This window comes from Escherichia sp. E2661 (genome assembly GCF_004745185.1).
In the GTDB taxonomy this organism is placed as follows: domain Bacteria; phylum Pseudomonadota; class Gammaproteobacteria; order Enterobacterales; family Enterobacteriaceae; genus Escherichia.
Map to the genome: position 1 here is coordinate 139051 of NZ_PDIG01000042.1, position 14011 is coordinate 153061.

13 protein-coding genes, 1 pseudogene and 1 other annotated feature are annotated in these 14011 nt (G+C 50.0%); of the genes and pseudogenes, 7 read left to right on the top strand and 7 right to left on the bottom strand.

The window, feature by feature from the left end; translation table 11 throughout:
- Positions 1-268 precede the first annotated feature (268 nt).
- The gene (locus CRI63_RS23120; protein ID WP_130208857.1) at positions 269-520 is read left to right on the top strand and encodes a YciN family protein; all 252 of its coding nucleotides are present in this window, start codon (positions 269-271) and stop codon (positions 518-520) included.
- Between the two features lie 36 nt (positions 521-556).
- On the opposite strand, the gene sohB is transcribed toward CRI63_RS23120, so the two are convergent.
- Positions 557-1606: a protease SohB gene (gene sohB, locus CRI63_RS23125; protein WP_130259729.1), complete on the bottom strand. Its 1050-nt coding sequence runs from the start codon at positions 1604-1606 to the stop codon at positions 557-559.
- 218 nt (positions 1607-1824) lie between these two features.
- Between sohB and CRI63_RS23130 the strand changes: the two genes are divergently transcribed.
- On the top strand, positions 1825-2583 hold the full coding sequence (locus tag CRI63_RS23130) for a YciK family oxidoreductase (RefSeq protein ID WP_064527203.1): 759 nt from the start codon (positions 1825-1827) through the stop codon (positions 2581-2583).
- Positions 2580-3170 carry a cob(I)yrinic acid a,c-diamide adenosyltransferase gene (cobO, locus tag CRI63_RS23135; RefSeq protein WP_130222781.1) on the top strand — a complete coding sequence of 197 codons (591 nt, stop codon included), beginning with the start codon at positions 2580-2582 and terminating at the stop codon, positions 3168-3170. The genes CRI63_RS23130 and cobO overlap by 4 nt, the downstream gene beginning before the upstream one ends.
- Positions 3171-3222: 52 nt before the next feature.
- Here the strand turns inward: cobO and CRI63_RS23140 are convergent, their stop codons facing one another.
- The 6 genes and pseudogenes from CRI63_RS23140 to rnm all read right to left on the bottom strand — a co-directional run bounded on the left by CRI63_RS23140 (position 3223) and on the right by rnm (position 9208).
- Positions 3223-3531, bottom strand: a complete 309-nt coding sequence (locus CRI63_RS23140) for a hypothetical protein (protein ID WP_130216042.1) — start codon at positions 3529-3531, stop codon at positions 3223-3225.
- A gap of 10 nt (positions 3532-3541) precedes the next feature.
- Positions 3542-4543 (bottom strand): hypothetical protein, encoded by a 1002-nt coding sequence (locus tag CRI63_RS23145; protein ID WP_130216040.1) that lies wholly within the window; start codon positions 4541-4543, stop codon positions 3542-3544.
- A gap of 169 nt (positions 4544-4712) precedes the next feature.
- Positions 4713-5588 carry a 23S rRNA pseudouridine(2605) synthase RluB gene (rluB, locus tag CRI63_RS23150; protein WP_001291217.1) on the bottom strand — a complete coding sequence of 292 codons (876 nt, stop codon included), beginning with the start codon at positions 5586-5588 and terminating at the stop codon, positions 4713-4715.
- Positions 5589-5798: 210 nt separating this feature from the next.
- Positions 5799-7681 (bottom strand): annotated as a pseudogene (locus tag CRI63_RS23155) (DUF2207 domain-containing protein).
- Between the two features lie 28 nt (positions 7682-7709).
- Entirely contained in the window at positions 7710-8330 is a 621-nt protein-coding gene (locus CRI63_RS23160) for an L-threonylcarbamoyladenylate synthase (RefSeq protein ID WP_001516499.1), read from the bottom strand.
- Positions 8327-9208, bottom strand: coding sequence for an RNase AM (rnm, locus tag CRI63_RS23165; RefSeq protein ID WP_001285663.1), 882 nt, complete (start codon positions 9206-9208; stop codon positions 8327-8329). The genes CRI63_RS23160 and rnm overlap by 4 nt, the downstream gene beginning before the upstream one ends.
- Positions 9209-9345: 137 nt before the next feature.
- Here rnm and trpL point away from each other — a divergent pair, with 137 nt between their 5' ends.
- The 4 genes from trpL (at position 9346) to trpCF (ending at position 14001) form a co-directional block, all read left to right on the top strand.
- The gene (gene trpL, locus CRI63_RS23170; protein ID WP_001700591.1) at positions 9346-9390 is read left to right on the top strand and encodes a trp operon leader peptide; all 45 of its coding nucleotides are present in this window, start codon (positions 9346-9348) and stop codon (positions 9388-9390) included.
- Positions 9367-9460 (top strand) — a sequence feature (Trp leader region). (Overlaps the previous gene by 24 nt.)
- Positions 9461-9481: 21 nt before the next feature.
- Positions 9482-11044, top strand: coding sequence for an anthranilate synthase component I (gene trpE, locus CRI63_RS23175; RefSeq protein ID WP_135489376.1), 1563 nt, complete (start codon positions 9482-9484; stop codon positions 11042-11044).
- Positions 11044-12639 carry a bifunctional anthranilate synthase glutamate amidotransferase component TrpG/anthranilate phosphoribosyltransferase TrpD gene (trpD, locus tag CRI63_RS23180; protein ID WP_135489377.1) on the top strand — a complete coding sequence of 532 codons (1596 nt, stop codon included), beginning with the start codon at positions 11044-11046 and terminating at the stop codon, positions 12637-12639. The genes trpE and trpD overlap by 1 nt, the downstream gene beginning before the upstream one ends.
- A complete protein-coding gene (gene trpCF, locus CRI63_RS23185; RefSeq protein ID WP_205713094.1) occupies positions 12640-14001 on the top strand; it encodes a bifunctional indole-3-glycerol-phosphate synthase TrpC/phosphoribosylanthranilate isomerase TrpF in 1362 nt (453 codons plus the stop codon).
- The last annotated feature ends 10 nt before the right edge of the window (positions 14002-14011 follow it).

Below are 14011 nucleotides of genomic sequence, written 5' to 3' on the forward strand. Positions count from 1 at the left end.
CGTGACTCTGTTCACGATAATTCAGGTGACTGAGTTAACAGGTCTTGGCCTACAGGCGCTATAGCACGACGTAATTTTGGTCGAATGTCAAGCAAATCTATTGCCAGATTGACGAAAGCGTCACACTGTACCTGATAAAATCCGTTACGCAACTTTATTAGCATGCAAAATCCAAAGTTGCCAGTAAGGCGCTCTTGCCGTCAGCGTGGTATATTTGTCTGCAAGACATGCCTGGCGTAGACTAATGTCCTTGTTTAAGGAGTAAATAATGAACAAAGAGACACAACCCATCGACCGCGAAACGCTGTTGAAAGAGGCTAACAAAATCATACGTGAGCATGAGGATACGCTCGCAGGGATTGAAGCCACCGGCGTCACGCAGCGTAATGGCGTGCTGGTGTTTAGCGGCGATTATTTTTTAGATGAACAAGGATTGCCGACAGCGAAAAGCACCGCGGTGTTTAATATGTTCAAACACCTGGCCCATGTGCTCTCGGAAAAATACCATCTGGTCGATTAAAGAAAAAACGCGAGGTTTTACCCTCGCGTTTATCTTTTACATCAACGGTTTTTGCCCGCGTTGCCACCAGCGTAGCAACAACCGGTCGGCGCTCTCTGCCGCGCTGCCAGTGAATCGATCGATCAACCGTTTACGCTGCATATAGCGTACATTGACCACTTCACGACCTTCCATCAGGCTAAGGATCACTTCATCACTGGTGTTGATTTCGTCAACCAGCCCTTTCTCCACCGCCTGTTGTCCGTACCAGTGTTCACCGGTTGCCACCATTTCAATGTCCAGAGACGGACGCATACGCTTCACAAAATCTTTAAATAACTGATGCGTTTCGTTCAGTTCTTCGCGGAATTTCTCGCGCCCTTCTTCGGTGTTTTCACCCAGCACTGTCAGCGTGCGCTTATACTGCCCGGCAGTGTGCAGTTCGATATCAATATCTTTGCTTTTCAGGAAGCGGTTAAAGTTGGGCATTTGCGCCACAACACCAATAGAGCCAACAATTGCAAACGGCGCTGAAACAATTTTATCCGCCACACAGGCCATCATGTAACCGCCGCTGGCAGCCACTTTGTCTACCGTAACGGTTAAAGGAATATTTTTATCGCGCAGGCGCTGCAACTGTGAAGCCGCCAGGCCGTAACCATGTACCATGCCACCGGGGCTTTCCAGACGCAGAACGACCTGATCCTGCGGTTTAAATGCCGCGAGTACCGCAGTGACCTCTTCACGTAGCGCGTTCACTTCATGGGCGTCCATGCTGCCTTTGAAATCCAGCACCCAGACTCGAGGCTTGCTTTCGGCTGCCACCTCGCCCAGTTTGGCTTTTGCTTTCGCTGCCTTCGCTTCTTGCTTGTGCTTTTTCTTCTGCGCTTTGTGCCACTGTTTTTGCTGATGTGGATCCATCAGCGCCGCAGCCAGTTCTTCTTTCATCTCCTTATACTGTTCGCTGAGATTGTTGACTCGTAACTCGCCACGCTGGCGTTTATTACGTTGAGCAACATTGACAATAATGGCGGCAATAGCCGCAATCGCCACCACAACGGTGACGATTTTCGCCAAAAACAAACCATATTCAGACAACAATTCCACGAGTCCCACCTTGGTTAAACAACGCTTTGGCTCACAGTTTACAACAGGCATGTTAAGCCGTCTCGCAGAGATGTTATTGCAGCGAAAGTATGACAAAGTATTCATTTTACGGCGTTATCGCCCCAGGCTGATTGAAATGCCCTCCTGTTTCAGGCATAAAACCCCAAAGTCATAAAGTACACTGGCAGCGCGACTGTTGATGTCGTCGGGGAGTAGCCATGCATTACCAACCAAAACAAGATTTACTCAATGATCGTATTATCCTGGTGACAGGCGCCAGCGACGGCATTGGTCGTGAAGCCGCTTTAACTTATGCGCGCTATGGCGCGACGGTCATTCTGCTGGGCCGGAACGAAGAAAAATTACGTCAGGTGGCCCAGAGCATGTTCGAAGAGACAGGACGCCAGCCGCAATGGTTTATTCTCGATTTGCTGACCTGTACGTCTGAAGACTGCCAACAACTGGCACAGCGTATTGCTGTTAATTATCCGCGTCTGGACGGCGTGCTGCATAACGCCGGATTGCTCGGCGATGTTTGCCCAATGCGCGAACAAAATCCGCAGGTCTGGCAGGACGTCATGCAGGTCAACGTTAATGCCACCTTTATGCTCACCCAGGCACTGCTTCCTTTATTACTCAAATCGGACGCGGGTTCGCTGGTCTTTACCTCATCAAGCGTTGGACGTCAGGGACGAGCCAACTGGGGCGCATATGCGGTGTCGAAATTTGCCACCGAAGGAATGATGCAAGTGCTGGCCGATGAATACCAGCAGCGTCTGCGTGTGAACTGTATTAACCCAGGTGGTACACGTACTGCAATGCGTGCCAGTGCTTTCCCCACCGAAGATCCACAGAAACTCAAAACACCCGCCGATATCATGCCACTCTATTTATGGCTGATGGGCGATGACAGCCGCCGTAAAACCGGCATGACCTTTGACGCCCAACCGGGCCGCAAACCAGGAATTTCCCAATGAGTGATGAACGCTACCAACAGCGTCAGCAGCGTGTTAAAGAGAAAGTTGATGCTCGCGTGGCGCAAGCGCAGGATGAGCGTGGCATTGTCATCGTCTTTACCGGCAATGGAAAAGGCAAAACCACCGCGGCATTTGGTACCGCAACTCGCGCGGTTGGCCATGGCAAAAAAGTGGGGGTCGTGCAGTTTATAAAAGGTACCTGGCCTAACGGCGAGCGCAATTTGCTGGAGCCGCATGGCGTCGAGTTTCAGGTGATGGCAACGGGCTTTACCTGGGATACGCAAAATCGCGAGTCTGATACCGCCGCCTGCCGTGAAGTCTGGCAACATGCAAAGCGGATGCTGGCTGATTCCTCACTGGATATGGTTTTGCTCGATGAGCTGACGTATATGGTGGCGTATGACTATTTGCCACTGGAAGAAGTGATGCAAGCCTTAAATGATCGTCCACATCAACAAACGGTGATTATTACGGGTCGTGGCTGTCATCGGGATATACTTGAACTGGCAGATACCGTCAGTGAATTACGCCCCGTCAAACATGCGTTTGATGCAGGTGTTAAGGCGCAAATCGGGATTGACTACTAAGTGAAAGCACCTCAAAAGATTGCCTCTTGAGGTGCTTTAATCATAATTATATTCAAGCGGCAATAGCGAAATTCAGAATTCGTTTAATCTCATTCAAATGTCCCGGATATGCTTCATGATTCTCAGCGTCAACATCTTCAATAAATAATATCAGTTCCGTAATTAGCACATTCGCATCTTCATAACTGATTCCGCTTAACTCTGGTGAGGTTTCAGTACCATAGTTAATCGTCAGATTGTTCATAACCGAGAGGATAAGGATAAAATATTTATGACAAACCTTGCATGTGGTTTTGTTGCCCAAGGTATTATACAGCATGTCGAGTAATGCCAGTATTCTACGATTTTGTACATCGTTCATAAAAAGCCTCCTATAACATTATTCCGCTAGCAATAAGTAGTTTTGCCAGCCCCTCAGACGCCTTTAATCCACTAATTACTTGTGCGCGTAATATTTCATTTAATCTTTTTTGTTCAGCTGCCGTACGTGTTTTATTAACGTATAAGTTTTTCAGATAATCACCCTTATCTATAAAGGCATTTAAAGCCTCAATCGCAGGCATGGCAGGTGCCGATGCCTGTAGTCTGGTTTCATTCACATTGATTACTGAACTTAGAAACTCCTTCCTGTTTTTCAGAGTGTTAAACTCTGTATTCTTAGAGTTTTTAGATGCCGTATTATAATAAAACATATTATCATGCACATTCGCAAAGGTATAATTTTCAATCTTATTGCTTTTTGTATAAATATCATTGCGCAAAACTGCCATGTTCTTTATAAGTCTTACCCAGTTTTCATCTACCGTTTTGCCTATTTTTCCAGAATTGACTTTAATTATATATAACTCATTGAAATAATTTACCAAATCTTTAACCGCTGCTGCAGACTGAGCTAAATCTTTGCTATGTGAAACACCAAGTAGTGTTTGTGCGTTGTTTGCGTGATCCAGAGCCTGTTTAAGTAATGCCACTTGCTGACTTTCCGTTGTTGCCATATCCTCAGTCAGAAGTTCTACATAAGCGCTCATGCTATTAATGACTTCCATTGAAGCCAGTAATTTTTCTTTCTCGAAAGGGACTAATTGTACTTGTTTTGTATTTGGCCCTGGACGCTGGCATAATTTCCCTCCATTCCCATCACCGCCTATATCTATGGCATAATCAGGTCGCAGGGCACAATCCGGATTAGTTGCATAGAAATTAACAAGGAAGTTTTCACGAGAAGCATAGTATTGTTTAAAGAAACTTGCATTCGCTGCCACTGCTTTGTTACCCGCAGTAATAACAGTTTCAGCTTGTTCGTTTTTCAATGCTTCAGTTGCACAACCTGAAAGCATTAACAGCGATAGAAATATTCCACTATATCTAATCATAACCCACCTCTTGACGTTGAGTTTATCTCAGATAATTAAATAGTAATGTGGCTATTTCCGGGTATTATTCATAAGCAAGTATGAAATTAAATTAAAATACTGCGACTATTTATCATGCTTCAAATGAAGAAAAGGCCCCGCAGGGCCTTTATTTTATACTTATCTTAAATTAACCGTTATTATTACGTCCGCCAGAACGGCGACCACCGCTCACCTGGCTATGACGTTTCACCGCACGACGAATCTGATTCGCCTTCATACGACGACGGTCTTTTTCTACAGCGACTTTAGAGCTGGTTTCTGGCGGCAGTTCCACCAGTTCACGCAGATAGTTAGTCTGGGCGAGATCCAGCTCTGTCCAGCCGCCGCGTGGCAGACCTTTCGGCAGTGGAATATCACCGTAACGCACACGGATCAGGCGACTTACCTGCACACCAACCGCTTCCCAAAGACGACGAACCTCACGGTTACGACCTTCGGTCAGAGTCACGTTGTACCACTGGTTAATCCCTTCACCACCGCTGAACTTGATGGTTTTAAATGCTGCCGGACCATCTTCCAGTTGCACGCCACGACTTAAATCGCGCAGTTTCGCGTCGTCAACCTGACCAAATACACGCACGGCATATTCACGTTCAACTTCACGGCTGGGGTGCATTAAACGGTTTGCCAGTTCACCATCGGTGGTAAACAGCAACAGACCGCAGGTATTAACGTCCAGACGACCCACGGCAATCCAGCGCGCACCGCGCAGCTTCGGCAGACGATCAAACACGGTCGGACGCCCTTCCGGGTCATTACGTGTACACAACTCACCTTCCGGCTTGTAATAGGCCAGAACGCGACAAATTTGTTCAGCGGACTCACGTACCGAAATCAGATGACCATCGATACGGATTTTCAGCCCAGGGGTAACTTCAACGCGATCGCCGAGTTTAGCAATTTTGCCATCAACACTCACACGACCGGCTTCAATAATAGATTCGATTTCACGGCGAGAACCGTGGCCGGCACGCGCCAGCACTTTCTGTAGCTTTTCGCTCATAGAGCTTCCTTTTGGTGTCGCCTTCCCAGGCGTCTGATATGCTTTTGTGCAACAATGAGTCAGAACTTACATCTGACTCACTGATAGTAAAGTCTGTTCGAACTCTTCAGGCCTTAAGTAAACGACTCGACGTTTATCGGCCTGGCTTTGAGGCGCAACATACTACACTATCTTTATGGTTAAAGCTTGTTTCGATTAACGTCGATTTGGTTACCAACCGCCTCCGCCACCAGCGCCAGAACCACCACCGGAATAGCTCCGCCCCAACAAACTGGTATAGGCCCCGCAACTCAGGTGCGTCTGTAATGAGAATAAAACGCCGTTACGGGCAATCTCTGGAGCGCAAATCGCCGAAGAAAGCGAAGGGGCGATGCGTAACGCCCATTCCCTCCCCAAATTTGCCGATATAGCCCAACCTAACAACGCGTAATCCAGTTCCGTGTTTCCCCTTTCCGCCGCCGCCCACTGTGTGTTGCCGCCTCTTTACGCGCAAGATAGTTAACGATAGCTTCACCGTGGGCATAACGTTGCTGCCCGGTTTGGGTAAACTTTGGCAGAAAAATATACCCCATGCCAGTGAGATAACCGGTCAGGAAAACAGCGCTAAAATAACCCGCTGGCATATACCAGTAAAAGAATACATCTCCGACATTGATATAGAGAGAATAGAAGGCCACGCCTGAACAAATCAGTGGTAAAAACAAAGTGATGATTACACGATTAACGCAAGGCTTGTCATCATCGCGGGCAAACAAAAGCTCAAGGGAACAAAATAAAAAAGGAAGAAGCCAGCAGATCATAATAAACATATCGCCCACCAGACTCATTCCTGCCCAACCTACGGGACTCAGATTACCGTAGAGAATGACCGCCAATATCGCCATTCCCCCCCATTGCAAAAACGCATCAGGTCGGTAAAAGGAAGACTTTTTACGCGGCAGATAAAATTTCTGCATCCGTAAAAACGCCCTGCGTAAGACTCTGTTGCGCCTCCCCGTGAGAATGACCTTATCGCCTTTACGAAATAACGCTTCCAGTAATAACTGCTCTGCGGGCAGTAATACCGCATTATTTCTGGTGGCGCCTTCATTAACACGGATCAGGGTTTGCTGGTTCTTGTCATACTGATCTTCCAGATGAATTTTTCCTTTCACAATCAGATTTACGATATCGGCACAAAAACCTTTATCGTCGTAAACCAGTTTCGCATCGAGACGTAACATGCCGGGCGTGTAATCTGGCGGAATGACATCGGTTTCAATCACATCTACCGGCGTAAATTGCGGCCTGCGCTTCCAGAGATATAACCATCCGCACGCCAGGAGCAAACACGGTAACCAAATGATAAGAGACGATGTTGAGGGCCCAAAAAGATGGCTAAAAATATTCGTCGTGTGTTGTGCCGGGGCATTATCCAGCAAGGCATGAGGCCAGCGGTAGAGAACCGTGAAGTCTTCACGATAAAACGGATTGCGGGATTCAATTCTTCCGTCCTCAAGGATGCGGCCATTTCGATATGTGTCGCCCTCATCTCCGGTAAAGAGATCGATTTCACTAAATGGATTACCCGCAATATTAGAGAACTTGAGTGAAAATTGGGTCTTATAGATTTCAAACGGCCAGTTGTTCCCGGTCACGTTCCAGATTAGCAGGTCAGAATCACCCTCGCGCAGGAAAGCATTTTTAACCTGATAATGAATTTGATAATGATAGTCGCCTTGAGGCAAGAAACGTTGTTTATCGCCCATGACAATACTCATTAACCCGATATGCCAGTCAAGATGCCAGGGTTCAGGAACGCCGTCACGGGTAACGCCAACAATACGATAGTTCAGCAGTGCAGCGTCCCCATTAGACTGCATCCATAGTCGCGGTAAATCACGAGAAAATCCGTGCTTAATCTGCTGATTTCGCGCCTGAAAATAAATGTTCTCTTTGATGTCGAGCACCCCATCCGGTTGCAGAGTGGCTTCAACATCAAAGAGCGAGATCCCTTCTTCATATGAAGGGATCTCCGTGTTTTTCGCATAACTCAACGATGAGAAAAAAAGCCCAACGATCAACAGCAAAATGCAGCGATATATCCCTGCCATAATCTTCCATCCGTGGAACGCAATTTTTTTATAAGAAAGGCTTCACATCACCCACGCCTTCACGCACCACGACCGGCGTATCATCGGTAAGATCAATGACCGTTGTCGGTTTCTGCCCGAGATAGCCGCCGTGGATAATCAAATCCACCTGTTTTTCCAGACGGTCTTTAATTTCTTCCGGATCGGATTCGGTAAATTCGCTGCCCGGTAGCATCAGCGATGTGGAAAGCATCGGTTCGCCCAATACCTCAAGCAACGCCTGCGCAATCGGGTTAGAAGGCACACGCATCCCAATGGTTTTGCGTTTTTCCTGCAACAGACGGCGTGGCACTTCCTTCGTCCCCTTCAGGATGAAGGTATAGTTGCCCGGCGTGTTGTTTTTCATTAAACGAAACGCAACGTTATCCACGAATGAATAGGTCGAAAGTTCAGAAAGATCGCGACACATCAGGGTAAAGTTGTGACCGTCCGGCAGCTGGCGAATACGACAAATACGCTCCATCGCGTTTTTATCTTCAATTTTACAGCCGAGCGCATAGCCGGAATCAGTTGGATAAACAATCACCCCGCCTTTACGCACGATCTCCACCGCCTGGTTGATCAGACGTTGCTGCGGGTTATCAGGATGAATATAAAAAAACTGGCTCATAATTCCCTCTCTGTGGTGTTCTGCGGCTGTTCCCATAGCTGCCAGACGCCTTCAACGCCTGCGGGCAGCCAGAGTTTACGACCCAGTTCGATCCACGGGCATGGCTGATGAAAATCAGATCCTTGTGATGCCCATAAATGATGCTGACGCGCAAGTGTCGCCAGCTGGGTGCGTTCATTGGGCGATTGCTGGCACTGCGCGACTTCCATCGCGTCGCCGTGGTGTTCGGCAAAATGCGCAACCAATCTTTTCAGCCATTTAGCACTAAGATTGTACCGCCCAGGATGAGCTAGCACCGCCTTACCGCCAGAATGATGAATGACATCAATAGCTTGTTCTATTGTACACCACTGTGGCGGAACGTATCCGGTTTTCCCGCGCGCCAGATACTTTTTAAAGACATCCGCCATTGAACTGGCTTTGCCGCACTCCACCAGGAAACGAGCAAAATGACCGCGCGTCACCGCGCCGCCCTGCGCCAGTCGTTGCGCGCCTTCCAGCGCCCCTGGTATTTGCGCTTTTTCAAGTCTTTCGGCAATTAGCTGCGCCCGCTGATTGCGCCGTTCTGTCTGCTGCGCGAGGAACTCACACATTAGCGGATGAGTAATATCAATATTCAGCCCGACAATATGAATTTCATGATTTTCCCAGACCGTGGAAATTTCCACGCCGGGGATAAGATTCAGCGCCAGTCCCGAACGTGAAATTTCCTCTCTTGCTGGCGCGATTGCAGCTGTGGTGTCATGGTCGGTGATCGCCAGGGTGCCAACGCGCATCTCGACTGCACGGTGCACCAATGCTTCTGGCGTCAGGCAGCCATCGGAAGCTGTGGTGTGGCTGTGCAGGTCGTAAATCACTGCGTAATTCGTGTCGCTCAAGGCGCACTCCCGTTTTGGATAATGTTTTTGGCACCGACATCATAACGGTTCTGGCAAATATTCTGAAATGAGCTGTTGACAATTAACCATTGAACTAGTTAACTAGTACGCAAGTTCACGTAAAAAGGGTATCGACAATGAAAGCGATTTTCGTACTGAAAGGTTGGTGGCGCACTTCCTGAAACGGGCAGTGTATTCACCATGCGTAAAGCAATCAGATACCCAGCCCGCCTTATAAGCGGGCTTTTTTTTGAACAAAATTAGAGAATAACAATGCAAACACAAAAACCAACTCTCGAATTGTTAACCTGCGAAGGCGCTTATCGCGACAATCCCACCGCGCTTTTTCACCAGTTGTGTGGGGATCGTCCGGCAACGCTGCTGCTGGAATCCGCAGATATCGACAGCAAAGATGATTTAAAAAGCCTGCTGCTGGTGGACAGTGCGCTGCGTATTACAGCTTTAGGTGACACTGTCACAATTAAAGCACTCTCACGCAATGGCGAAGCCCTGCTGACACTATTGGATAACGCCCTGCCTGCGGGTGTGGAAAATGAACAATCGCCAAACTGCCGAGTGCTGCGCTTCCCCCCTGTCAGTCCACTGCTGGATGAAGACGCTCGCTTATGCTCCCTTTCAGTTTTTGACGCTTTCCGCTTATTGCAGAGTCTGTTGAATGTACCGAAGGAAGAACGAGAAGCAATGTTCTTCGGCGGCCTGTTCTCTTATGACCTTGTTGCGGGGTTTGAAGATTTACCGCAATTGTCAGCGGAAAATAACTGCCCTGATTTCTGTTTTTATCTCGCTGAAACGCTGATGGTGATTGACCATCAGAAAAAAAGCACCCGCATTCAGGCCAGCCTGTTTGCTCCGAATGAAGAAGAAAAACAACGTCTCACTGCGCGCCTGAACGATCTTCGCCAGCAACTGACCGAAACCGCGCCACCGCTGCCGGTGGTTTCCGTGCCGCATATGCGTTGTGAATGTAACCAGAGCGATGAAGAGTTCGGTGGCGTAGTGCGTTTGTTGCAAAAAGCGATTCGCGCCGGAGAAATTTTCCAGGTGGTGCCATCTCGCCGTTTCTCGCTGCCCTGCCCTTCACCGCTGGCGGCCTATTACGTGCTGAAAAAGAGTAATCCCAGCCCGTACATGTTTTTTATGCAGGATAATGATTTCACCCTGTTTGGCGCGTCGCCGGAAAGCTCGCTCAAGTATGATGCCACCAGCCGCCAGATTGAGATCTACCCGATTGCCGGAACACGTCCACGCGGTCGTCGTGCCGATGGTTCACTGGACAGAGACCTCGACAGCCGCATCGAACTGGAAATGCGTACCGATCATAAAGAGCTTTCTGAACATCTGATGCTGGTGGATCTCGCCCGTAATGATCTGGCACGCATTTGCACCCCCGGCAGCCGCTACGTCGCCGACCTCACCAAAGTTGACCGTTACTCTTACGTGATGCACCTGGTCTCCCGCGTGGTCGGTGAGCTGCGCCACGATCTCGACGCCCTGCACGCTTACCGCGCCTGTATGAATATGGGGACGTTAAGTGGTGCGCCGAAAGTACGCGCTATGCAGTTAATTGCCGAGGCGGAAGGTCGTCGCCGCGGCAGCTACGGCGGCGCGGTAGGTTATTTCACCGCGCATGGCGATCTCGACACCTGCATTGTGATCCGCTCGGCGCTGGTGGAAAACGGTATCGCCACCGTGCAAGCCGGTGCTGGCGTAGTCCTTGATTCTGTTCCGCAGTCGGAAGCCGACGAAACCCGTAACAAAGCCCGCGCTGTACTGCGCGCTATTGCCACCGCGCATCATGCACAGGAGACTTTCTGATGGCTGACATTCTGCTGCTCGATAATATCGACTCTTTTACTTACAACCTGGCAGATCAGTTGCGCAGCAATGGGCATAACGTGGTGATTTACCGCAACCATATTCCGGCGCAGACCTTAATTGAACGTCTGGCGACCATGAGCAATCCGGTGCTGATGCTTTCTCCTGGCCCCGGTGTGCCGAGCGAAGCCGGTTGTATGCCAGAACTGCTTACCCGCTTGCGTGGCAAGCTGCCAATTATTGGCATTTGCCTCGGACATCAGGCGATTGTCGAAGCTTACGGGGGCTATGTCGGTCAGGCGGGCGAAATTCTTCACGGTAAAGCGTCGAGCATTGAACATGACGGTCAGGCGATGTTTGCCGGATTAACAAACCCATTGCCGGTGGCGCGTTATCACTCGCTGGTTGGCAGTAATATTCCGGCAGGTTTAACCATCAACGCCCATTTTAATGGCATGGTGATGGCGGTGCGTCACGATGCGGATCGCGTTTGCGGATTCCAGTTCCATCCGGAATCCATTCTCACTACCCAGGGCGCTCGCCTGCTGGAACAAACGCTGGCCTGGGCGCAGCAGAAACTAGAGCCAACCAACACGCTGCAACCGATTCTGGAAAAACTGTATCAGGCGCAGACGCTTAGCCAACAAGAAAGCCACCAGCTTTTTTCAGCGGTGGTGCGTGGCGAGCTGAAGCCAGAACAGCTCGCGGCGGCGCTGGTGAGCATGAAAATTCGCGGCGAGCACCCAAACGAAATCGCCGGAGCAGCAACCGCGCTACTGGAAAACGCCGCGCCGTTCCCACGCCCTGATTATCTGTTTGCCGATATCGTCGGCACCGGCGGTGACGGCAGTAACAGTATCAATATTTCTACCGCCAGTGCGTTTGTCGCCGCGGCCTGTGGGCTGAAAGTGGCGAAACACGGTAACCGCAGCGTCTCAAGTAAATCCGGCTCGTCGGATCTGCTGGCGGCGTTCGGTATTAATCTTGATATGAATGCCGATAAATCGCGCCAGGCGCTGGATGAGTTAGGTGTTTGTTTCCTCTTTGCGCCGAAGTATCACACCGGATTCCGCCACGCGATGCCGGTTCGCCAGCAACTGAAAACTCGCACCCTGTTCAACGTGCTGGGGCCACTGATTAACCCGGCGCATCCTCCACTGGCGTTAATTGGTGTCTACAGCCCGGAACTGGTGCTGCCGATTGCCGAAACCTTGCGCGTGCTGGGGTATCAACGCGCGGCGGTGGTGCACAGCGGCGGGATGGATGAAGTTTCCTTACACGCGCCGACCATTGTTGCCGAGCTGCACGATGGTGAAATTAAAAGCTATCAACTGACCGCTGAAGATTTTGGCCTGACGCCCTACCACCAGGAGCAACTGGCAGGCGGAACACCGGAAGAAAACCGTGACATTTTAACACGCTTGTTACAAGGTAAAGGCGACTCCGCCCATGAAGCAGCCGTCGCTGCGAACGTCGCCATGTTAATGCGCCTGCATGGCCATGAAGATCTGCAAGCCAATGCGCAAACCGTTCTTGAGGTACTGCGCAGTGGTTCCGCTTACGACAGAGTCACCGCACTGGCGGCACGAGGGTAAATGATGCAAACCGTTTTAGCGAAAATCGTCGCAGACAAGGCGATTTGGGTAGAAGCCCGCAAACAGCAGCAACCGCTGGCCAGTTTTCAGAATGAGGTTCAGCCGAGCACGCGACATTTTTATGATGCGCTACAGGGCGCGCGCACGGCGTTTATTCTGGAGTGCAAAAAAGCGTCGCCGTCAAAAGGCGTGATCCGTGATGATTTCGATCCGGCACGCATTGCCTCGATTTATAAACATTACGCTTCGGCAATTTCGGTGCTGACCGATGAGAAATATTTCCAGGGGAGCTTTGATTTCCTCCCCATCGTCAGCCAAATCGCCCCGCAGCCGATTTTATGTAAAGACTTTATTATCGACCCTTACCAGATCTATCTGGCGCGTTATTACCAGGCCGATGCCTGCTTATTAATGCTGTCGGTTCTGGACGATGAACAATATCGCCAGCTTGCAGCCGTCGCCCATAGTCTGAAGATGGGTGTGCTGACCGAAGTCAGTAATGAAGAGGAACTGGAGCGCGCCATTGCATTGGGGGCAAAGGTCGTTGGCATCAACAACCGCGATCTGCGTGATTTGTCGATTGATCTCAACCGTACCCGCGAGCTTGCGCCGAAACTGGGACACAACGTGACGGTAATCAGCGAATCCGGCATCAATACTTACGCTCAGGTACGCGAGTTAAGCCACTTCGCTAACGGCTTTTTAATTGGTTCGGCGTTGATGGCCCATGACGATTTGAACGCCGCCGTGTGTCGGGTGTTGCTGGGTGAGAATAAAGTGTGTGGCCTGACTCGCCCACAAGATGCCAGAGCCGCTTATGACGCGGGCGCGATTTACGGTGGATTGATATTTGTTACAACGTCACCGCGTTGCGTCAGCGTTGAACAGGCGCAGGAAGTGATGGCTGCGGCACCGTTGCAATACGTTGGCGTATTCCGCAATCACGATATTGCCGATGTGGTGGACAAAGCTAACGCGTTATCGCTGGCAGCAGTGCAACTGCATGGTAATGAAGATCAGCTGTATATCGATACGCTGCGTGACGTGCTGCCCGCTAACGTTGCCATCTGGAAAGCATTGAGCGTCGGTGAAACTCTTCCCGCGCGCGATTTTCAGCACGTTGATAAATATGTTTTCGACAACGGCCAGGGTGGAAGCGGGCAACGTTTCGACTGGTCACTGTTAAACGGTCAATCGCTTGGCAACGTCCTGCTGGCGGGGGGCTTAGGCGCAGATAACTGCGTGGAAGCGGCACAAACCGGCTGCGCCGGGCTTGATTTTAATTCTGCTGTAGAGTCGCAACCGGGCATTAAGGACGTACGCCTTTTGGCCTCGGTTTTCCAGACGCTGCGCGCATATTAAGGAAAGGAAC